At 64.4% G+C, this 20,917-nt stretch carries 21 protein-coding genes; 5 read left to right on the top strand and 16 right to left on the bottom strand.

The window, feature by feature from the left end:
* Positions 1 to 42: 42 nt before the first annotated feature.
* From NLM31_RS42145 to soxX, 10 genes are all read right to left on the bottom strand, one after another.
* Positions 43 to 1,251: an MFS transporter gene (locus NLM31_RS42145; RefSeq protein ID WP_254196015.1), complete on the bottom strand. Its 1,209-nt coding sequence runs from the start codon at positions 1,249 to 1,251 to the stop codon at positions 43 to 45.
* A 312-nt stretch (positions 1,252 to 1,563) separates the two neighbouring features.
* A complete protein-coding gene (locus NLM31_RS42140) occupies positions 1,564 to 1,725 on the bottom strand; it encodes a hypothetical protein (protein WP_254135030.1) in 162 nt (53 codons plus the stop codon).
* 87 nt (positions 1,726 to 1,812) lie between these two features.
* Positions 1,813 to 2,853 carry an MBL fold metallo-hydrolase gene (locus NLM31_RS42135; protein WP_254196014.1) on the bottom strand — a complete coding sequence of 347 codons (1,041 nt, stop codon included), beginning with the start codon at positions 2,851 to 2,853 and terminating at the stop codon, positions 1,813 to 1,815.
* A gap of 318 nt (positions 2,854 to 3,171) precedes the next feature.
* The gene (locus tag NLM31_RS42130; RefSeq protein WP_375167525.1) at positions 3,172 to 3,627 is read right to left on the bottom strand and encodes a hypothetical protein; all 456 of its coding nucleotides are present in this window, start codon (positions 3,625 to 3,627) and stop codon (positions 3,172 to 3,174) included.
* Positions 3,628 to 3,632: 5 nt separating this feature from the next.
* The gene (gene soxB, locus NLM31_RS42125) at positions 3,633 to 5,378 is read right to left on the bottom strand and encodes a thiosulfohydrolase SoxB (RefSeq protein ID WP_254196013.1); all 1,746 of its coding nucleotides are present in this window, start codon (positions 5,376 to 5,378) and stop codon (positions 3,633 to 3,635) included.
* A gap of 54 nt (positions 5,379 to 5,432) precedes the next feature.
* The gene (locus tag NLM31_RS42120) at positions 5,433 to 5,738 is read right to left on the bottom strand and encodes a hypothetical protein (protein WP_254196012.1); all 306 of its coding nucleotides are present in this window, start codon (positions 5,736 to 5,738) and stop codon (positions 5,433 to 5,435) included.
* Positions 5,735 to 6,598, bottom strand: coding sequence for a sulfur oxidation c-type cytochrome SoxA (gene soxA, locus NLM31_RS42115; protein WP_254196011.1), 864 nt, complete (start codon positions 6,596 to 6,598; stop codon positions 5,735 to 5,737). Before soxA ends, NLM31_RS42120 begins: the two co-directional genes overlap by 4 nt.
* A complete protein-coding gene (soxZ, locus tag NLM31_RS42110; protein ID WP_254135025.1) occupies positions 6,598 to 6,909 on the bottom strand; it encodes a thiosulfate oxidation carrier complex protein SoxZ in 312 nt (103 codons plus the stop codon). Before soxZ ends, soxA begins: the two co-directional genes overlap by 1 nt.
* A 19-nt stretch (positions 6,910 to 6,928) precedes the next feature.
* On the bottom strand, positions 6,929 to 7,414 hold the full coding sequence (gene soxY, locus NLM31_RS42105) for a thiosulfate oxidation carrier protein SoxY (protein ID WP_254196351.1): 486 nt from the start codon (positions 7,412 to 7,414) through the stop codon (positions 6,929 to 6,931).
* Positions 7,415 to 7,465: 51 nt separating this feature from the next.
* On the bottom strand, positions 7,466 to 7,822 hold the full coding sequence (gene soxX, locus NLM31_RS42100) for a sulfur oxidation c-type cytochrome SoxX (protein ID WP_254135023.1): 357 nt from the start codon (positions 7,820 to 7,822) through the stop codon (positions 7,466 to 7,468).
* A gap of 225 nt (positions 7,823 to 8,047) precedes the next feature.
* On the opposite strand from soxX, the gene NLM31_RS42095 reads away from it, so the two are divergent.
* Positions 8,048 to 8,722, top strand: a complete 675-nt coding sequence (locus tag NLM31_RS42095) for a DUF938 domain-containing protein (RefSeq protein WP_254135022.1) — start codon at positions 8,048 to 8,050, stop codon at positions 8,720 to 8,722.
* A 241-nt stretch (positions 8,723 to 8,963) separates the two neighbouring features.
* Here NLM31_RS42095 and NLM31_RS42090 read toward each other — a convergent pair whose 3' ends face one another.
* Entirely contained in the window at positions 8,964 to 11,039 is a 2,076-nt protein-coding gene (locus tag NLM31_RS42090) for a prolyl oligopeptidase family protein (RefSeq protein WP_254135021.1), read from the bottom strand.
* Between the two features lie 187 nt (positions 11,040 to 11,226).
* Here NLM31_RS42090 and NLM31_RS42085 point away from each other — a divergent pair, with 187 nt between their 5' ends.
* Both NLM31_RS42085 and NLM31_RS42080 read left to right on the top strand, forming a co-directional pair.
* Positions 11,227 to 12,474, top strand: a complete 1,248-nt coding sequence (locus tag NLM31_RS42085; RefSeq protein WP_254135020.1) for an MFS transporter — start codon at positions 11,227 to 11,229, stop codon at positions 12,472 to 12,474.
* Between the two features lie 183 nt (positions 12,475 to 12,657).
* The gene (locus NLM31_RS42080) at positions 12,658 to 13,896 is read left to right on the top strand and encodes an MFS transporter (protein ID WP_254196010.1); all 1,239 of its coding nucleotides are present in this window, start codon (positions 12,658 to 12,660) and stop codon (positions 13,894 to 13,896) included.
* 92 nt (positions 13,897 to 13,988) lie between these two features.
* Here the strand turns inward: NLM31_RS42080 and NLM31_RS42075 are convergent, their stop codons facing one another.
* Positions 13,989 to 14,480: a VOC family protein gene (locus tag NLM31_RS42075; RefSeq protein ID WP_254196009.1), complete on the bottom strand. Its 492-nt coding sequence runs from the start codon at positions 14,478 to 14,480 to the stop codon at positions 13,989 to 13,991.
* Between the two features lie 91 nt (positions 14,481 to 14,571).
* Complete coding sequence (locus tag NLM31_RS42070) at positions 14,572 to 15,117, bottom strand: carboxymuconolactone decarboxylase family protein (RefSeq protein ID WP_254196008.1); 546 nt, start codon at positions 15,115 to 15,117, stop codon at positions 14,572 to 14,574.
* 132 nt (positions 15,118 to 15,249) lie between these two features.
* On the opposite strand from NLM31_RS42070, the gene NLM31_RS42065 reads away from it, so the two are divergent.
* Positions 15,250 to 16,449, top strand: coding sequence for an acyl-CoA dehydrogenase family protein (locus NLM31_RS42065; RefSeq protein ID WP_254135016.1), 1,200 nt, complete (start codon positions 15,250 to 15,252; stop codon positions 16,447 to 16,449).
* Positions 16,450 to 16,596: 147 nt separating this feature from the next.
* Positions 16,597 to 17,736: an acyl-CoA dehydrogenase family protein gene (locus NLM31_RS42060; RefSeq protein ID WP_254196350.1), complete on the top strand. Its 1,140-nt coding sequence runs from the start codon at positions 16,597 to 16,599 to the stop codon at positions 17,734 to 17,736.
* Positions 17,737 to 17,960: 224 nt separating this feature from the next.
* On the opposite strand, the gene NLM31_RS42055 is transcribed toward NLM31_RS42060, so the two are convergent.
* The 3 genes from NLM31_RS42055 to NLM31_RS42045 form a co-directional block, all read right to left on the bottom strand.
* On the bottom strand, positions 17,961 to 18,998 hold the full coding sequence (locus NLM31_RS42055; RefSeq protein ID WP_254196349.1) for an amino acid ABC transporter substrate-binding protein: 1,038 nt from the start codon (positions 18,996 to 18,998) through the stop codon (positions 17,961 to 17,963).
* An 87-nt stretch (positions 18,999 to 19,085) separates the two neighbouring features.
* Positions 19,086 to 19,679 (bottom strand): L,D-transpeptidase, encoded by a 594-nt coding sequence (locus NLM31_RS42050; RefSeq protein WP_254135015.1) that lies wholly within the window; start codon positions 19,677 to 19,679, stop codon positions 19,086 to 19,088.
* Positions 19,680 to 19,856: 177 nt separating this feature from the next.
* Positions 19,857 to 20,852: a hypothetical protein gene (locus NLM31_RS42045; RefSeq protein ID WP_254196007.1), complete on the bottom strand. Its 996-nt coding sequence runs from the start codon at positions 20,850 to 20,852 to the stop codon at positions 19,857 to 19,859.
* Positions 20,853 to 20,917 lie beyond the last annotated feature (65 nt).

Below are 20,917 nucleotides of genomic sequence, written 5' to 3'. Positions count from 1 at the left end.
TATGGGTCCCGGCCTTCGCCGGGACGACAGCTTAACTTGTAGCTACGCCTTGGCTTGCGTCTTCCGTTCGGTAAACGGCGACAGCACGACTGTTGCGATCATGAAGATCACGGAGGCGCCGAACACCCAGTGCGGTGCGCTCTGGTCCATGATCCAGCCGAACAGCAGCGGGCTGATGATGCCGCCGAGATTGAAACCGGTCGAGACGATGCCGAAGGCGCGGCCCGCTGCACCGGGAGGCGCGGCGTTGCGCACCAGCATGTCCCGCGACGGCGCGATCACGCCGGAGAGAAAACCCGCGGTCGCCATCGTGGCGGTCAAGGCCCAGCCTGGCAGCGTGACCAGCGCGATCAGCAGCACGATGGCCGCATTCGCGGCAAAGCAGGCAGCGGCGACATAGCCATGGCGCTCGGTGCGGTCGGCGAGGAAACCGCCCGCGAGCACGCCCGCGGCGCCAAAGCCGAGGAACGCGGTCAGCGCGACATTGGCGACGGAATAGGTTGCGCCATAGCCGCTCATCAGCGCCACCACGCCGAAATTGTTGATGCCGGCCACCGACAGGCTGAGCAGCATGAACAGTGCGGTCAGCGTGATCAGCGCCGGCGTGATGACGGCCTGCTTCGGCATGTCAGCGTTGCCCGGCTTGCTCTTGTGCGCGCCGGCATCGGGAATGTTCATGGCGACCAGCAGGAGCGCCACCAGCACGCCGATCGCGCCCGATGCGATCAACGCGCCGACGCCGCCGGACACGGTGATCAGCGCGGCGACGATCGCCGGCGCAACGGCGCCACCGAAATAGCCGGCAAAGGTGTGGATCGAGAAGGCGCGGCCCATCCGCGCCTCGTCCATGTGCTCGGCGAGGATCGCGTAATCGGCGGGATGGTAGACGCTGTTGGCGAGCCCGAGCAGCAAGGCGCAGGCGATCAGCGAGGCGTAGCTCAGATTCAGGCCGAGCATGATCAGCGCGAGGCCGCCGAGCGTCAGTCCGCCAAGCAGGATTCTTCGCGCGCCAAAATGGTCGACGAGATAGCCGGTCGGCGCCTGCGTCAGCCCGGAGACGACGGCGGACACGGTCAGCGCGAAGCCGAGCTCGACATAGCCGACGCCAAGCTGCCCTTTGAGGAACGGGAACAGCATCGGCAGGACCAGCAGATGGAAATGGCTGACCCAATGCGCGATCGAAATCCCGGTCAGCGTGCGCAGCGCGCTGTCCGCCTTGCCTTGTTGCGGTGCGGCGAGAACGTCGACCATTGCAGTTCCGATTCAGTCTCAGGAAGCGCGCAAACTATCGGGGACACCGGTTATTTGTCCATGAACGCAGGCGCATGGCAGGTAGTGCGGGTGGGGGCGCTGCCGCGTTGAGGGATTATTCGGTGGTGCAGTGAGGCGCACTGCGCTCCCTCCCCCCTTGCGGGGGAGGGCGGGGGAGAGGGGTAGCCCAGGAAAAATTGTGTCGGTCATCAAGAGGAAAAGATCGATGGAGTCCCCGTGAGAACCCCTCTCCCTAACCCTCCCCCGCAAGGGGGGAGGGGACGCACCGTTCGTGAGGCGAGAGTGCCCCCCTCACAACGGCTCGTCGTCATTCCCATCGCGATCGCGCTTCGGGGTGGCGATGTCGCCATCCTCGTAGTCGTCGTCGGTGTCGCGCGGCGGCCTGGGCTTTTTGGCCTTGTCGGCTGCGGGCTTCGTTTTCGGCGGTTCGCTCGGCTTGGCGGATTTGGCCATGACTGATCCCGGATGGTGATGCGTCACCCGATTCTCACCGCAAGATCTAAGCGGTTCCTGACTTATCTCAAGGCTGCGACGATAGCGTCAGGCGTGCACCACCGGCCCGCCCGCCTTCTTCCAGGCGTCAATGCCACCGGCGATATGCGCGGTGTTGGAAAGGCCGGCCTCCTTGGCAGCCGCAACAGCCATCGCGGAGCGCTCGCCGAAGGCGCAAAAGAACACGACACGGCGGCCGGTGGCGGCGGCGACTTCGCGCAGCATGCCGCCGGGCTTGAGGCTTTCCTCCACGCTCGGATACGGCGTGTGCAGCGCGCCTTCGAGCATGCCATGCTTCATCCGCTCATTGGTTTCGCGCAGATCCACCAGCAGGATGTCGGGCCGATGGAGTGAGCGGATCGCCTCGGTTGCGCTGAGCGCGCGGCCCTCTTTTTCCAGCTCTTCCTGATGCAGGCCGACCCGCATGTTGGCGGGCACCGCCACGTCCATCATCTTCGGATTGGGCAGCTTCAGGTTCGCCATCAGCTCGATATATTCGTCGACCGAGCGCACCTGCAGCCGCGGATTGTAGCGCTTCTCCTCGCCGATGGTGGAGACGGTGTCGCCCTTGTAGTCATGCGCCGGGAACACCATCGTCTCGTCGGGCAGTTTGAGCAGCCGGTTGAAGATCGATTCGTACTGCGCGCGCGACGAACCGTTCTGAAAGTCGGTGCGGCCGGTGCCGCGGATCAGCAGCGTATCGCCGGTGAAGACGCGGTCGCCCATCAGATAGGAATAGGAATCGTCAGTGTGGCCCGGCGTGTACATCACGTCGAGCGACAGGCCTTCGATGGTGACCTTGTCGCCGTCGGCGACCCGCATCGCCACCACGTCGGCCTTGGTCTGATCGCCCATCACGGTCATGCAATGGGTGCGGTCGCGCAGCTCGCCGAGGCCGGTGACGTGGTCGGCGTGCAGATGGGTGTCGACGGCCTTGACCAGCTTGAGGTCGAGTTCGCGCAGCAGCTGGCAGTAGCGATCGACCTTCTCCAGCACGGGATCAAGGATCAGCGCCTCGCCACCGGGGCGGCTGGCAAGGACGTAGCTGTAGGTGCCCGAAACGCTGTCAAAGAGCTGGCGAAAGATCATGGCAACACCCGGCGTGGACTGGTTTCGACGATTCTACTACGCCGGAGGCCGATAAGAGAAGTAATGTGCTGTTGAAATAAGAAAATTTAGAAGATTTTTATTGCGGCTTACGGTCTCAGGCGGGTCTCCAAAACTCGATGTCGTCCCGGCCTAGTGCGCAATTGCGCACGGGGGCCGGGACCCATAACCCCAGGGAGTGGTTTGGCGAAGATCAGCGTTCGGTATGCCTACCGCGACCAACGCGAGATCACGCGGTATGGATCCCGGCCTTCGCCGGGACGACGGCGGGGTGTGAGGTGACACTATGCTACGGCCGCCCTACGGCCTCACCACCGTGTACCCATTCTCCGCCAGAAACAGGATCTGCCCGACGCCCACCTGCACCGGCGTCGCGGCGGGAATGAACTCCGGCCGCTTGCCCGTCTCCCGCTCGATCGTATCGACCGTGTTGAGGCAGATGTCGAAACGCACGCCCTGCGCGATCAGGCTCTCGACCTGCTTGCGGCGCTCGCTGCCGGATAGCAGAAGGTCGATGCCGGGACCGAAGGCGACGACCTCCACCGCGATCTTGTCGGGGTCGTAAGCCTTCAGAAGATTGTTGGCGACGCTCAGCACCAGCGCCTGCTTTTTCGCGTCGCCGTCGGAGAGCTGCAGCACGATCTTGTGCTCGGCGAACGGCTTGTCCTGAAGCGGCACTTGTTGCGCTGAAGACAATGTCGGCGCGGCGAGGACGAGCAGCGCCAGCAGCATTGTGCGAAAGATTTGCAGCCGCATCACGCCTATCCTGCAATGCCTGGATTGCCGTCGACGCCCCTGAGCGTGACGCCGGTGCCGAGGCGCTCCTGAAACATCCGGCCCGAGCGCAGATATTTTCCAACGACGTCCCACACCGGGGCGCCCTGCTGGCCGTTGACGGAAGCCCAGCCGGCGACCTTGTAGTGCCGGTCGGCACCGAGCGCCTTGCCATTGGTGAGCTTGAGCTCGGAGATGCGGCTGCCGATCGCGTTGGTGGGGCTGCAGGCGTAGCTCAGCCCGCCGGCGCGCACCATATCGCCGCCTTGCTGGTAGTAGGGATCGGTGTTGAAGAGATTGTCGCTGATGTCCTCCAGCACGTCCTTGATCTGCGCGCCGGTCATCTCCTGCACATAGGTCTCGGGATAGGTGATCGCGGTTTCCGCGAGCACATCCTCCATGGTGATCGGCTGGCCCGACAAGGCGGTGACGCCCCAGCGGAAGCCCGGCGACAGCGCGATCTCGGCGTCGAGCTCGGTGCGCAGCGCGGTGCAGATCAGCTCGTCGACGGGACCAGCGAAATTATCGCGGCGATAGAGCAGGCGATCCGGCGTTGCGATCTTCTCCGACCAGTCGGTCACATGCGGCGCGCGCAGCTTTCCGATCAGCTCAGCCATCGCAGGGTCGGGCTTCAGCAGCTCGGAATAGACCGGCAGCAGATGATACCTGATATCGCTGACCTTGCCCTTGTCGAGCGCGAGATCGAGCACGCCCAGGAATTTCCCGTTGGAGCCGGCATTGGTGACGAGTGTCGTACCGCTGGCGTTCTTCACGGCGATCGGCTGCGGCACGGCATCATGGGTGTGGCCGCCGAGGATGACGTCGATGCCGGTGACGCGGCTGGCGAGCTTGAGGTCGACGTCCATGCCGTTGTGCGACAGCAGGATCACCGCATCGACCTTGTCGGCGCCGCGCAACGCATCGACATGCTTCTGCAGCTCTTCCTCGCGGATGCCAAAGGTCCAGTCCGGCGTGAAGCGCTTGGGATGCGCGATCGGCACGTAAGGAAAAGCCTGGCCGATGATCGCCACGCGATGGCCACCGAGCTCCTTGATGGTCGATGGCTTGAACACGCGCCCCGTCGCCTTGTCGAAGGCAGGTGCGTCGTTGAACGCCGCTTCCTCGGTCAGGAAGACGTTCTGTGCCAGAAACTCGCCCTTGAAGTGCTCGAGATTCTCCCGCAACGCCTGCTCGCCATAGGTGAATTCCCAGTGTCCGGTCATCGCCTCGATGCCGAGCAGATTGGCGACCTCGACCATGTCGCGGCCCTGCATGATGTTGGCAAGGCCGGTGCCCTGCCAGAGATCGCCGCCGTCGACCAGCATCGCGTGCTTGTCGCCGACATCGCCGCGCAGGCGGTCGATCAACGTCTTCAGATGGGCGAAGCCGCCGAGCTTGCCGAAGCGTCCAGCGGACTTCTCGAACTCGACACAGCTGAAAGCATAGGCGTCGGCGCTGTCGGGCCGGATGCCGAAGTGCTCCAGAAACGCGCGGCCGACCAGATGCGGCGGCCGTCCCGCCATCTCGCCGATGCCGATATTGACGCTGGGCTCGCGGAAATAGACCGGGTTGAGCTGCGCATGCGTGTCGGTGAGGTGGAGGATCCGCGCGTTGCCGAACCGCTCGATGTCGTAAATGCTCGCGGCTTCGGTGCCGCGCGCAAACCGCGGCAGCGCAAGCGATGCGGCAGCAATGGCTGAGCTCTTCAGGAAATCGCGGCGGCGGATCGCCATCACCAATTCTCCGCACCTATTCTCGGCAGTTCGACGGTTCCGGTGTCATCAAGTCTAGCGGATTTCCATCGCCTTCCAGGCCTCTTTTTCAGAGGTCGCCTGGAAGACGGATGCTTTCGCCAGCGCTTCAGCCTCTTTTGCTGCGGCCACGGCGCGGTCGAAATCGCCGCCGTCGCCCGCCTTCTTGGCGGCCGCCAGCGTCGAGACGGTCGTGGTCCACTGGTTGCGCATGCCGGCTGCCTCCTTGGACGCAGCCTCCGCGGCAGCATAGGCCGCCTTGTAGTCTGCCTCGTCTGCCGCGCGCGCCATCGGCGCGGAGCTCAGGGCCAGCAACATGGCGAGGGGAAGTGACCGCTTCATGGCCGCGCTCCCGGTCCTGAAATCGGCAGGCCGTTCGCGACGTAGGAGAGGAAATACTCGACGTCGCGATATTCATCGGCCTGCGGCTCCAGCGGAACCGCGCGGGTCTGGCTGTTGCAGGTGATGAAGCGGCGGCTGGTGGTGCCCATGCCACTCCATTCGGAGCGATAGATCGGCATTGCGTTCAGGATGCCGAGCGCCGGCGCCAGGATCTCGGCGCGGATGCGCTCGCCCGGGCTTTGCACATGGCAGCTCGCGCAGGAGAAGTTCAACTGGCCGCGGCGGGTGTAGAAATAGCGCTTGCCGTTCTCGAACGCTTCCAGTGCGCGCGGATCATCGGGGATCTTGATGTCCATCAGCTGGCCACGCGACGTGACCGCCATATAAGCGGTCAGCGAGGCCATCTCGTCCTTGACGTAGGAGTAGGGTGCCTCGCCATTGGCCTCGCGGCAGCGGTTGAGCGCGAGCTCCAGCGTGACGACCTTGCCTTCCTTGGTGTCGAAGTAAGGATAGTTCTGGCGAATGCCGATGCCGCGGTTCGGGAAGCAGTCGCCGTAGGTCTTGCCGTTCTTGAACGGCGTCGCAAACATCTCCCTGCCGGCGTCGAGCGCGAACTCGTAGGGTGGAAACTCCTCCTTCTCCTGCCATTGCCGCTTCATGTCCTCGTTCATGGAATAAGGACCGTTGACGAAATCCTCGTGCTTCACGTTCGGAAACTTCTGGAAGAAGAAGTTCTGGAACGCCTTGGCGTCAGCGACGGGATCGACCTTGTCGGCGGCAACCACGCGCGGAGAGGCGAGTGCGAACGCGACCAGCGCGGCGCTCAACGAGCCAAGCAGGAGGGCGGTGCGGGCCTTCATCACGCAATCTTCGCGGTGGTCTGGTCGGACCCACCCTTGTTGTCGGTCCAGGAGATCTTCAGGTCATCGCCCTTCTTGGCGCCCTTGAAGCTGAACTTGACGTAGGGGTCCTTGGAAATCGCGGTGCCCCAATCGGCGACGAAGACGTCCTTGCCGTTACATGTGAACTTCAGTTCCTGGATGTAGTGCGCAGGGATCAACTCGCCCTTGGCGTCCTTCACCAGGCCGGTATCCATCGGGTGCTGGATCAGCGTCTGCACCTCGGTGATGTCGCCGTTGGATGTTGCGCGTACGCGAATGCTGGATGCCATGATTGTTCTCCTTCGCGCCTTAGCCGCCGCAGCCGCCGACGGTGACCTTCACTTCCTTGGTCGCGCTGTAGAGCTTGCCGTCGGCTTCCACGATCGCGGTCACGTTGCTGGTCTTGGCCATCTTCAGGCGATTGGCGACGGCGGGGATCGTGCCGTCGGGAAATTTGTAGGACGCGGCCAGCGCGCTCGGGTTTTCGGCGACGAAGAACGAGATCGACGTGACCTTGTCGAGCGTCGTCGTCACCGAGATCGGCACCACGCCGCCATTCTCGGCGATCTCGGGCGCATCGAGCTTGACCTTGTCGGAGGGCTCGGCGGTCCTGCCATAGAGCGCCTTGATCGCGTCGGCCTCGTTCTTCAGCTTGAACGCCTCTTCGGGATATTTGTCGTTGGCCGCGGCGCGCGCGGGCGCGAACGGCAGATCGCCGAGGCCGATCAGAGCGACGCAAGCCGCGCCCTGAAGGATCAGGCGCCGTGTCGGATGAGGATCGGTGTTCGTGTTCATCTCAAATCTCTTGGTCATCTCAAATCTCATCTGGGTTTTCCGGGCCCGCCGTTACAGCGTCTGCAGGAAATCAACGATCGCGCTGATCTCCTGATCGGTCAAAAGCCGGTTGCGGCCGAACGGCGGCATCATGGTCTGCGGATTGCGCTTGGTCTCGTCGAACAGGATCGCGACCAGCTCGTTGCGGTCGGGGTATTTTGACTTGATGTCCTTCAGCTCCGGCCCGATCGTGCCCGGCAGATCGCCGCCCTTGACGACGTGGCAGGTCAGGCAATTGCCCTTGCCGCGGTCGAAGGCGAGTTTTTGGCCCTCGGCGATGGCCGACTGTGCCCACGCCGGGCGCGCGGCGAGGCCCGTGAGGACGACCAGCGCGAGGAGCAGGGCGGGCTTGCGAGGAAAGGCGGTCACGGCGTCGTTCCGAGGCTTATATGTCTGCAAAAGATAGTGTTTCAAAAGCACAAAGGGCATGCCGTGACAATCAAGACTATGCAGGGCGCAAAATGCCGTTAATATCTTCCGCATTGCAACTGAAGAGATAAATCGTTCATCAAGCCGGCATTAACCGGCGCCTGGCTGGGGGCGTTTGGCCCTTGTTGCGTTTTCGTGTGCTTTCTCATTTTCCGGGGACATCAATTGGCTGAATATGTCGTTGAATTTGGCAGGGACGGCGGGAGGGTCGAATCCGACGGCCGTCTCGATGCGCCGGCCTTCCATCGCAATCACGAGCCGCTCTGGGCGGCGCTCGAAAAGCATCTCGCCGGACGATCGGGCGACGTGGTCGAGGTCGGCAGTGGAACCGGCCAGCATGTGGTCCATTTTGCCCGCCATACGCCTGAGCTCGTCTGGTGGCCCAGCGACCTCAATCAGCGCCATGTGAAGAGTATCGAGGCCTGGCGCGTGCATTCGGGCCTGTCGAACGTCCGCTCGCCGTTGCGGATCGATCTTGTCGATCCCGACTGGTGCCCGGAGTTGAAGAGCGGGCAGGGGCCGAACAATCTCGCCGCCGTGTTCTGCGCCAATGTCATCCACATCGCGCCCTGGACCGTGGCCGAGGGCCTGTTCGCCGGCGCCGGCCGTTACTTGCGGTCCGATGGCCGGCTGTTCCTCTACGGCCCGTTCAAGCGCGACGGCAAGCACACCGCACTCAGCAACGCCGTGTTCGACACCTCCTTGCGCGAAGGCAACCCCGAATGGGGCGTGCGCGACGTCGGCGATGTCGAGACGCTGGCGAAGGCTGCTGGGCTTCGTCTCATCGACACGATCGAGATGCCCGCGAACAATCTGACGCTGGTGTTTGCGCGTTCGTAAAGCGCTGCCAGCTTAGGTCTTGGTTTGCGCCAAGACGGCGGTGCGCTCCCTCCCCCCTTGCGGGGGAGGGCGGGGGAGAGGGGTAGCCCAGCAAACGGTCTATCCATCTGTGATCGTACAGCGTGCACTCTTCGAGAGAGTCCCCGTGTAAACCCCTCTCCCTGCCCCTCCCCCGCAAGGGGGGAGGGAATGAGAGAGCGGTGCGTCCCTCACGTCGCGATACGACGAGAGTGCTCGGCCCTCACACCTGTCCGTCCCGCCACCCGATCTTCTCCTTCAGAAACTGAAAGCCGAGTACCTGGAAGCCGGCGCGCTCCTTGTTGTCCTTGCCGTAGCCGTGGCCGCCGGCGGCCGGCTCGTAGAACCAGGCCTCATAGCCCATCGCCTGCAGCTTGGCCGCCATCTTGCGCGCATGGCCCGGATGAACGCGGTCGTCGCGTCGCGTCGTCGCGATCAGGATCGGCGGATAGGACTGACCGGGCTTTGCATTGTGATAGGCCGAGTAGGTCTTCAGCCACTCCCATTCTTCCGGCTTGTCGGGGTCGCCATATTCCGCGATCCAGCTCGCGCCCGCGAGCAGCTTTGTGTAGCGGCGCATGTCGATCAGCGGGATGGTGCAGAACAGCGCGCCGAAACGCTCGGGGTATCGCACCAGCATGTTGGTGATGAGGATGCCGCCGTTCGATCCGCCTTGCGCGGCGATTCGTTTCGGCTGCGTCACGCCGCGTCGCACGAGATCGGCGGCAACGGCCGCGAAATCATCATGCGACAGCTTCTTGCCAGCGTATCGCCCCGCATCGTGCCAGCGCGTGCCGAACTCGCCGCCGCCGCGCAGATTGGCCTGCACCGTGGTGCCGCCACGCTCCAGCCACAGCTTGCCGAGCGACGAATTGTATTCCGGGCGAATCGTGACGCCGAAACCGCCATAGGCCGTCATGTAGACCGGCGCATCGCCGGTCTCGCCCGCCGGGCCGGTCTGCACATAGGGAATGCGCTCGCCGTCGACCGAGATGGCCTCGTGCTGCGTCACCACGAGGCCGTCGGCGTTGAACGTCTTCGGCGCTTGCCTCAGGACCGTCGGGCTTTCGACGCCGCGCTTGATCAGCATCAGCGACGGCGGCGTCAGCGGGTCCTGCACATTGGCCAGGAGGTCGCCATTGCTCTCGGACTCATGATGATCGAAGCGCCAGACATCGACGACACCGATGTCGGGGAGGCCGCGCAGCATCTCGCGGCTCCAGGCTGAGGCGGACGGCGTGCAGATCTCGAACACCGGCCGCAATTCGTCGAGAATGGAGAGCAGCAGCTTGCCGTCGGCCCAGGAAAATCCCTGCAGCGCGCGGCGTGCGCCTGGCTCGAACAGGATAGCGAAATTGCGATCGCCGGCGAGAAAGGCCGAGAGCGAGATGCCGAGCACGCTGTCTGGAGCGTAGGTGGTGCCGCCGACGCTCCAGGCCGAGCGCAACTTGATGGCGAACCAGTCACGGTGAGCCTGCAGCCAGATGTCGGAGGGAAGGTCGAGCTTGACGGTCGCGCCGGTCTCGGTGCCGAGCCAGAGGTCGAAATTGAAGAAGTCGAGCCGGTCGATGAACCAGAACCGCGGCGTCTCACCGGTCCGGTCGACGTCGCAGGAGGTGCTCATGCGATCCGGCGTGGTCTCGAACACCACTCGCGCATTTTCGACCGGCTCGCCGCGCCGCCACAACCGCACCGTCCGCGCATAGCCGGAGGTCGTCGCCATGTCCGCGCCGCCATACGCGCTCGACAACAGCACCGTGTCGGCATCGACCCAGTCGACGCTGCCCTTGGCTTCCGGCAGCGTGAAGCCACCGGCAACGAAGCTCTTCGTGTTGAGGTCGAACTCGCGCATGGTGACGGCATCGCTGCCGCCGCGCGACAGGCTCAGGATCGTCTGCGGCGCATCGCCGGGCAACGAGCTCGACCAGTTCAGCAGCCAGTCTTCGCCTTCGCCTGCTGCGAGTTTGTCGATATCGAGTAGCGTCTCCCAGGACGTCTCGGGCTTGCGAAACTCCGCCATGGTGGTTCGCCGCCACAGGCCGCGCGGGTTCGTTGCGTCTTTCCAGAGGTTGTAGAGCAGGCCGTCGCTGCGGCCGACATAGGGGATGTTGTCGGATCGGTCATAGATTGCGGCCAGGATATCGCGGTCACGCTCGAACGCCGCGCCGCCAAACTGGTCCAGCGTCAGGCGGTTCTGCCGCTCGACGAAATCGAGCGCGCGGCTGCCCTCGACCTCCTCCAGCCAGAGCCAGGGATCGTCGTCGGGAGCGCTGAGTGTAGGCCTGTCGTCGACGGACATGAACGAAACTCCCTGAGATCGGCGGCGGATAGGATTTGATCGAGCGCAAGCCGTCAAGAGCGTGGGCCGGGTATCATCGGGCCGATTGCGTCAGAGGCATGGCCTGCGCCCGTTTGCGCCGGTTGCCCGGCTCTTTCGGCCCCTCCATAGTGCCGGGAATCACCAAGCCTTTTGGGCGGAAATGCCGATGATTGACGTGACTGCAGCCAATGAGATCGCCGACGACGCTCGCGTGCGTGGCAACGTGGTGCGCCTTGCTGCAGCCCAGGCGCTGACCGGCGCCAATTCGGCGGTGATCTTCGCCACCGGCTCGATCGTCGGCGCCACGCTCGCCCCCGACATGTCGCTCGCGACCGTGCCGCTCTCGATGTACGTCGTAGGCCTTGCGGCCGGCACGCTGCCGACCGGCGCGATCTCGCGCCGCTTCGGCCGCCGCTGGGCTTTTGTGATCGGCACCGGTCTCGGCACGCTCACCGGTCTGATCGGCTCGTTCGCGATCCTGCACGCCTCGTTCGCGCTGTTTTGCCTCGCGACCTTTCTCGGCGGTCTCTACGGCTCGGTGGCGCAATCCTATCGCTTCGCCGCAGCCGACGGCGCCAGCGCGGCCTACCGCCCCAAGGCGGTGTCGTGGGTGATGGCGGGTGGCGTGTTCGCCGGCGTGCTTGGTCCGCAGCTCGTGCAATGGACCATGGACATCTGGTCGCCCTATCTGTTCGCCTTCAGCTTCCTGGTGCAGGCGGCCGTCGCGCTTGTTGCGATGGGCATCGTCGCCGGCGTCGACATGCCGAAGCCGGCACCGGCCGATCTGCATGGCGGACGTCCGCTGCTCACCATCGTGACGCAGCCGCGCTTCATCGCGGCCGCATTGTGCGGCGTCATCTCCTACCCCATGATGAACCTGGTGATGACCTCGGCGCCGCTCGCCATGAAGATGTGCGGCTTGAGTCTCTCCGATTCCAATTTCGGCATTCAATGGCACATCGTCGCCATGTATGGCCCGAGCTTCTTCACCGGCGCGCTGATCGCCCGCTTCGGCGCGCCGAAGATCGTCGCTTGCGGCCTGCTGCTGGAAGCCGGCGCCGCCGGCATCGGTCTCTCCGGCATCACCGCGATGCACTTCTGGGCGACCTTGATCGTGCTCGGCGTGGGCTGGAATTTCTCCTTCATCGGCGCCTCCGCTTTGGTGCTGGAGACGCATCGTCCGCAGGAGCGCAACAAGGTGCAGGCCTTCAACGACTTCCTGGTGTTCGGGATGATGGCGATCGGCTCGTTCTCCTCCGGGCAGCTGCTTGCGAATTACGGCTGGTCCGCCGTGAACATGGTGGTGTTCCCGCCGGTCGTACTCGGTCTCGCCGTGCTCTCGCTGGCGTCGTGGGCCCGCCGCCGCAAAGCGCAGCTGGATGCGGCCATGGGCGAGTTCCCGGACGCGATCTGACGCATGATCCGGAAAAGTGTGCAGCGGTTTTCCGACAAGATCATGCGCAACAGAGTGGCAGGAGGCTGTCAGCAACGTTGATACTTCGATCCCGATCGAAGTGATTTTCTGCTCGCGCATCGATACATGATGGTCGTCATGGACAGAAAATCACAACGCGGGGGATACGAAGGAGAAGCGCAAATGCTCGACAATCCCCACCACGCCACGCCGATCGACGAATCCTCCCTCCGCTACGAAGGCTGGCGCATCGTCGCCGTCTGCTTCCTGCTTGCGACCTTCGGCTGGGGGCTCGGCTTCTACGGCCAGAGCGTCTATGTCGCCGAGCTGCAGCGCGCGCGGGGCTGGCCGGCTTCGCTGATCTCATCCGGCACCACGTTCTTCTATCTCTTTGGCGCGCTGCTGGTCGTCTTCGTCGGCGAAGCCGTCCGGAAATATGGCCCGCGCATCTGTCTCATCGCCGGAACGCTGGCGATGGCAGCCGCCAGCGTCGCGATCGGCGCGGTGCGCGAGCCCTGGCAGCTTTATCTCGCGGATGCCGTGCTCGCCTTCGGCTGGGCCGGCACCAGCCTCGCGATGATCACCAACACCATCAGTCTCTGGTTCGACCAGAAGCGCGGCATGGCGATCAGCCTGGCCCTGAACGGCGCCAGTTTTGGCGGCATCGTCGGCGTGCCGCTGCTGGTGATGATGATCAGCCATATCGGCTTCGCCAGCGCGATGTTCGCCACCTCCGGCGCCATGCTGGTGCTGCTCGTGCCGGTGATCCTGCTGGTCGTCGGCCGGCCGCCCGATCTCCATGGCTGGCATGGGGCGACGACAGCAAAGCCGCAATCCTCGGCGGAGATCCGCTCGCGCGCGCTGCGCGATGTCGGCTTCCTCACCGTGACGATTGCGTTCGCGCTGGTGCTGTTCGCGCAGGTCGGCTTCATCGTGCACCTGATCTCGTTCCTCGATCCCGTGATCGGGCGCGAGCGTGCCGCCGTAGCCGTTGCGGTGCTCACCGCGATGGCGGTGATCGGCCGCGTGCTGTTCTCGATGGTGATCGATCGCCTCAACCAGCGCCTCGCCTCGGCGCTGTCGTTCCTGAGCCAGGCGGCGGCGCTGTTCGTCGTGATCAATCTGCACAATGATTACGTGCTGATCGCGGCCTGCGCGGTGTTCGGCTTCTCCGTCGGCAATCTCATCACGCTGCCGTCGCTGATCGTGCAGCAGGAGTTCGACAGCGCCTCGTTCGGCGTGCTGATCAGCCTCAACACCGCGATCAACCAGGTCACGTATGCGTTCGGCCCTGGCGTGGTCGGCTTTCTGCGCGATTGGTCCGGCGGCTACGCGTTGCCGTTCTATCTCTGCATCGCGCTGGAGGTGGCCGCGGCCGCGTTGATCATGGTGCGGGGCAAGCCAAGATCAAAACTCTCGTAGGGTGGGCAAAGGCGCACCGCGCCGTGCCCACGATTTCTCGATGAGTCAGCAAGAGTCCGTGGGCACGCTTCGCTTTGCCCACCCTACGAGACCTACGCCTCCCGCTGCCTCAGCAGCGCTTCCACGTCCAGCCGCTTGGTAAACATCGCGAGCTTCCCGTCCGGCCCGAACGGCCATTGCTCTCGCGGCTTGTCCCAATACAGTTCCACGCCGTTCTCGTCGGGATCGCGCAAATAAAGCGCCTCGCTCACGCCGTGGTCGCTGGCGCCGTCCAGCGCAATGCCGGCCGTCAGCACCCGGTGCAGCGCGTCCGCCAGCGCCGGCCGCGTCGGATAGAGGATCGCGGTGTGAAACAGCCCGGTCGTGCCCGGCGGCGGCGGTGAGCCGCCCTTGCTCTCCCAGGTGTTGAGACCGATGTGGTGATGGTAGCCGCCCGCCGAGATGAAGGCCGCGCCCGAGCCCATGCGCTGCATCAGCTCGAAGCCGAGCACGCCGCAGTAGAAGCCGAGCGCGCGATCGAGATCGGCGACCTTGAGATGGACGTGGCCGATCCTGGTGCCGGCGGCGACGGGTGATTGCGACATGTGGCTGCTCCGTGACTGAACCCCACTTAAGCCGGGCTTCGGGACAGCGCTACTGGCCGATCCCGAAACGCAGCGTTTCCATACGTGAAACCTAGTACAGCTCGGGCACTTCGCCCTCCGGCAGCTCGAACTCGAACGTGTTCAGCGTCATCGACACCATCGTGTAGTAGCCGCAGAGACCGATCACCTCGACGACGCCGCGTTCGCTCAGCAGCGCAACGGCCGCATCATAAAGCCCCTTCTCGACGCCGTGGCCCTCATGCAGCGATTTCGCGAGATCGTAGATCATCTTGCCCTTGGGGTCGTCGAACTCGGGGGTGCGGCGGTCACGGATCGCGTCGATGATTTTCGGGTTCATGCCGCCGGCGAGCGCGAGGCGCTTGTGCGCATACCATTCGTAATGCGCGGTCCAGTGCCGCGCCGTCACCAGGATCGCGATCTCCGAAAGCTTTGCCGGGAAGATCGTGTCGTAGCGCAGGACTTCGCCGAGCCGCGTGGCGTGACGGGCCATGTCGGGGCTGTTGAGCCAGGCCATCATCGGCGCCGGCGGCTTGCCGCGTTTGCCGGCAATCGACTCGTCATAGGTCTGCCGCTGGCTCTCGTTCATTTCGCCAGGCGAAAGAAGTTTCAGGCGCATTCGCGTTTCCTCTTTGTTTTCAAGCATCGTCGCGGTTGCGACTATAGCCGATGCGCTCAATGGAAGTGGTTGAATTCCGCAGTGCGATGGCCCAGAGTCGCCGCCAACAAGTTGTGATTGATGGAAACGACCATGAGCGAATCTGAGACGGCTGATCTCGAACAATTCCGCAGCGAGACGCGCGCCTGGCTGGAAGCGAACTGCCCGCCGGAGATGCGCAAGCCCGCGACGGCGGACACCGACGTGTTCTGGGGCGGACGCAACGCAAAGTTCTCGTCCGAGCCGCAGCGGATCTGGTTCGAGCGCATGCGCGACAAGGGCTGGACCGTGCCGGACTGGCCGAAGGAGTATGGCGGTGGCGGCCTCAGCGCTGCCGAGCACAAGGTGCTGCGTTCCGAGATGGGAAGAATCGGCGCGCGCCCGCCGCTGTCGAGCTTCGGCATCTGGATGCTCGGGCCGGCGCTGCTCAAGTATGGCAACGAGGCGCAGAAGAAAGAGCACCTGCCGAAGATCGCGGCGGGCCTGATCCGCTGGTGCCAGGGCTATTCCGAGCCGAACGCCGGCTCCGATCTTGCCTCGCTGCAGACCCGCGCCGAGAGCGATGGCGATGATTTCGTCATCACCGGATCGAAGATCTGGACGTCCTACGCCAACTACGCCGACTGGATCTTCTGCCTGGTGCGCACCGATTCGGCTGCGAAGAAACACGATGGCATCAGCTTCATCCTGTTCGACATGACCTCGAAGGGCGTGACGACGAAGCCGATCCTCCTGATCTCCGGCTATTCGCCGTTCTGCGAAACCTTCTTCGACGGCGTCCGCGTGCCGAAATCGCATGTGGTCGGCACCGTCAACCGCGGCTGGGACGTTGCCAAATATCTGCTCCAGCACGAGCGCGCGATGATCTCGGGCATGGGCGAGCGCGGCGTCGGCCGTCCGCTCGGCCAGATCGCCGCGGATTCCGTCGGCTCCGATGCGCAAGGCAAGCTCGATGATTCCATGCTGCGCGGCCGGATCGCGACGTTCGACGTCGATGAGGCCGCGCTTGCGGCCTGCGCCGAGCGCGCGGTCGATCTCGCCAAGGCCGGCCAGGCGCATCCGGCGTTCTCGTCGGCGATGAAATATTACGGCACCGAGCTCAACAAGCGCCGCTACGAGATCCTGATGTCGGCCGGCGGCGTCGATGCGCTGGAATGGGAGAGCGAGCGCTCGCGGCAGGGCGCCCGTCCGCGCGCCTGGCTGCGTACCAAGGCCAACTCGATCGAGGGCGGCACGTCCGAGGTCATGCTCGGCATCGTCGCCAAGCGCATCCTGGATTTGCCGGGGGCCTAGGGAAGGTCCTCATCCTGAGGAGCGGCCGCAAGGCCGCGTCTCGAAGGATGGCCACGGCCTTCATGGTTCGAGACGGCGCTAGCGCGCCTCCTCACCATGAGGGTCACCATTGAATTCAAACGAACAATAATTCTGTTGGAGCCCGTCATGGCCCTCGTCCTCACCGAAGAACAATCAATGCTCCGCGACAGCGCGCGCGGGCTGATCAGCGATAAGGCGCCGGTGTCGCACCTGCGCGGCTTGCGCGATAGCAAGGATCCCACCGGCTTCTCCAAGGAGCTGTGGCATTCCTTCGCCGAGATGGGCTTTGCCGGCCTGCTGGTGCCGGAAGAGTTCGGCGGCAGCGGCCTCGGTGTCATGGAAGCCGGCATCGTGATGGAGGAGATCGGCCGCACTCTGATGCCGTCGCCGTTCCTCGCCACCAGCGTGGTCGCGGCCTCGGCGCTGAACCGCGGCGGCAATGCCGCGCAGAAGTCGGAGTATCTGCCGAAGATCTCCAACGGCTCGCTGCTCGCGACGCTTGCGATCGACGAGGGCGCGAAGCATCGCCCGCTGCAGACGAATTTGCAGGCCGTGCGCGCCGGCAACGGTTTTAAATTGTCCGGCACCAAGGCGCTGGTGGTTGATGGTCATGTCGCGGATCTCTTCATCGTTGCTGCACGTACCGCCGGCGCGGCCGGTGAGCGCGACGGCCTGACGCTTTTCCTGGTCAATCCCAAAGCCAAGGGCGTTGCGATCGAGCGCACCATCATGGTCGACGCGCACAACGCGGCGCGGATTGAGTTGGCCAATGTCGAGGTCAACGCCGACAGCGTGCTCGGCGAGGTCGATCAGGGGGCAGCCCTGCTCGACGGTGTGCTCGACGTCGGCCGCGGCGCGGTCGCCGCCGAAATGGTGGGCTTGAGCGAGGAAGTCTTCAATCGCACCGTCGAGTACCTGAAGAACCGCAAGCAATTCGGCAAGCTGATCGGCGAATTCCAGGCGCTGCAGCACCGCGCCGCCGAGCTCTATGTCGACATCGAGATCACCCGCGCCGCCACCATGAAGGCGCTGCAGGCGCTGGACGCAGATGTCGCCAAGGCCGCCTCAGCCGTTGCCGTCGCCAAGGCGCGCGCCGGCGCCACCGCCACCCGCGCGGTGCAGGAAGGCGTGCAGATGCATGGCGGCATGGGCATGACCGACCAGTTCGACATCGGCTTCTTCATGAAGCGCGCACGCGTGTGCGAGGAATTGTTCGGCGATGCGAACTACCACACCGAGCAGCTGGCGCGCGCGCGGGGGTATTGAGCAGTCGCTTGTGCAACACGGTACCCTGCGCTCCCTCCCCCCTTGCGGGGGAGGGTGGGGGAGAGGGGTAGCCCAGGAAAAGGTCTGTCCGTCGCGAGGAAGCGCGATCGATGGAGTCCCCGTGAGAACCCCTCTCCCTAGCCCTCCCCCGCAAGGGGGGAGGGAACGCACCGCACACGTCGTTAGCACCATCAACGCAATGGCAGCGGTGCGAAGCGCTGACCCTACCTCATCGGCGGCGCGTACTGCACGCCACCGGCGTTCCACAGCTGGTTCATGCCGCGCGGGATCTTCAGCTGCGATTTCTCGCCGATATTGCGCTCGTACATCTCGCCGTAATTGCCGACGCGGCGGATGATGCGCACGGCCCAGTCCTTGGTCAGGCCGAGCTGCTCGCCGTAATTGCCTTCGGTGCCGACCAGCCGCATCACTTCCGGCTTCTTCGACTTCAGCGCGTCGTCGATGTTCTCCGAGGTGATGCCGAGCTCTTCGGCGTTGATCATCGCGTAGAGCGTCCACTTCACGATCATCATCCAGTCGTCGTCGCGCTGGCGCACGACGGGGGCGAGCGGCTCCTTGGAGATCATGTCGGGCAGGATCATGTGGTCGCCGGGCTTGGACATGTTCAGCCGCAGCGCATAGAGCTGCGAGACGTCGGCGGTGAGCGTGTCGCACTTGCCGGTGTCGTAGGCCTTCACCACGTCTTCGAGCTTGTCGAACTTCACCAGCTCGTACTTCATGTTGTTGGCTTTGAAGTAGTCGGCGAGGTTGAGCAGCGTGGTGGTGCCGGCCTGCACGCAGACCTTGCTGTCGGCGAGATCGAGCGAGGTCTCCTTGTTGCGCGAGCGCGGCACCATGAAACCTTCGCCGTCGTAATAGGCCACCGCCGGGAAATAGAGATCGTAGTCGAGCTCACGCGACATGCTCCAGGTCGAGTTGCGCGAGAGGATGTCGACCTTGCGGCTCTGCAATTCCTTGAAGCGCTCGCTGGCGTCGAGCGGCACGAAGCGCGCCTTGCTCGGGTCGTCGAAGATTGCCGCGGCGACTGCGCGGCAGAAATCGACGTCAAAGCCGGTCCAGTTGCCCTTGTCGTCGGGGATCGAGAAGCCCGGCAGGCCCTTGTTGACGCCGCACAGCACTTCGCCGCGGCGCACCGTGCGCTTCAGCGTGCGGGTGTCGTAGAATTCGTAGACGACGGCCAAGGCGCCGACCAGCACGGCGACCGCGAGCCCGATCAGCAGGCCGCCTCGAAATGTGCGCATCATGTTGCTCTCTCGAAAAAATCGGGAAATGGAATTCTGGCGAAGGCGGGAAGCACGATCCAAAGGGATCGTGCTCGAACGATGGACTTAGAGCTCGGGCTTCTGCCGGATGACCACCTTGGTGCCAACAGGGACGCGATCGTAGAGATCGGCGACGTCATTGTTGACGAGGCGGAAGCAGCCCGAGGACACCTTGGTGCCGATCGTATCGGGACGGTTGGTGCCGTGGATGCGGTAGACCGTGGTGCCGAGATACATGGCGCGGGCGCCGAGCGGGTTGCCGGGGCCGCCGGCCATGAAGCGCGGCAGATAGGGCTGGCGCTGGATCATTTCCGGCGGCGGCGTCCAGTCCGGCCATTCCTTCTTGTTGGTGATGTTCACCAGCCCCTGCCACTGAAAACCGTCGCGGCCGACGCCGATGCCGTAGCGGATCGCGCGCCCGCCGGGCTGCACCAGATAAAGGTGGCGCTCGGTGGTCGAGATGATGATGGTGCCGGGCGGCTCGGTGGTGCGGTAGTACACGACCTGCTTCTGCCATTCCGGATCGAGCTGATAGCTGTCGTCGGCAATCAGTCCGGGCTCGTCGCCGCGGTCCGGCTGCTGGGCGAAGGCGTGCGGTGCGGACAGGATCAGGCCGATCGCAGCCACAAGCGCCCCGGTCAGGCGACGAACATCCGTCATTTCAAGCTCTCCCCGCTGCCACAGCGCAAATCGTTAGGAACCATCTGAACTCAGGGGCAGCTTCGTGGCAAGTTAAAGGCGCGCCTGACTGATATGTCACGAGAATGCTTTGGTTTTTTGACGGGAATCAACACCCAGGAACAGGGTAGATTGGCGCGAAAAGCCGCGTCTGCTGTCTCACCCACGGGTTGAGGCGTCCTGGATTTGATTGGCCGCCGCCTCGATCCCGAGCCGCCGGACGATCTCCATGCCCACGGCACGGGCCTCGTTGCGCGAGCCGATGCGGGGGCTGCGAAACCGTCGCCCCGAGCGCAGCCGGATCGTCAGGATGCAGTGCTCATCCTCGGATCGGCCGCGACGGTCGACGGTGATCGCCTTGACGTTGGGCCCTTCGATCGTGTCCTCGCGCGGCTGGCCGTTGCCCCAGAGCCGTTCGACGCGGATGTCGCCTTCGCGGATCACCCAGAAGGCGCCGGTGACGAGATTGGCGAATCGATAGACGCCGAACGCGGCGAGGACGCCAAGCGGCAGCAGGGTGTAGTCGATCCATTGGGGCTGCAGGCCGCGCCAGAGCCTGTAGGCATAGGGTGCGACACTCAGGGCGACGGCGATCAAGGCCGCGATCCGGATGTCTCTTTGGGAAAACGGCTCGACGGGGTCGCCAAGACGCATCTCGGGATTGCTGGCGTCGAGCGGGTTGACGGGGGCTTCGACGTCGGGAACGTCGAATTGCGCCGCGATCCGCGCCACGGTGTCACGCACATGCGTGACGTCGGAGAGGGGCGGGGAGGTCAGGCGCTCGCCCGAAGCAAGCGTGAAGGCGAGCTGGAAGCGGGCTTTCGCGGTTTTGCTGCCGGGAACCTGAAGTCCCGTGATGTCCTCTTTCGCGACGATCCGTGTCTGGAGCTTCCCGAATGGACGCTGCTTCCCGATCAGGATTTCAGCCGGCGTGATGATCCACACCACCGCCGGCGCCAGCATGACGACGCCGACGAACGCGGCGCCCGCCAGCAGCGCGACCACGGAAATGATGATTTCGAGGACGTCGTGCGTGAACAGTCCCGGCGTGAAGCAGAGCGCAACAGCCGCGGCAGACCCGGCCACGACCAGCCGCTGCGCGATCGAGGAGCCTTCGCGAAGGCGGATGTCGTTGCTGGTGGTCGCGTCGTTCATTGCGGCGGCTGATTTGCGTTGGCGCGCGAAACTCCACGGACGGGTCCGTGGAGTCAAGCAGCACA

Source organism: Bradyrhizobium sp. CCGUVB4N, from assembly GCF_024199945.1.
Taxonomy (GTDB): Bacteria; Pseudomonadota; Alphaproteobacteria; order Rhizobiales; family Xanthobacteraceae; genus Bradyrhizobium.
Note: the sequence above shows the minus strand (reverse complement) of the source record. Positions and strands in the feature narration are given on the sequence as shown.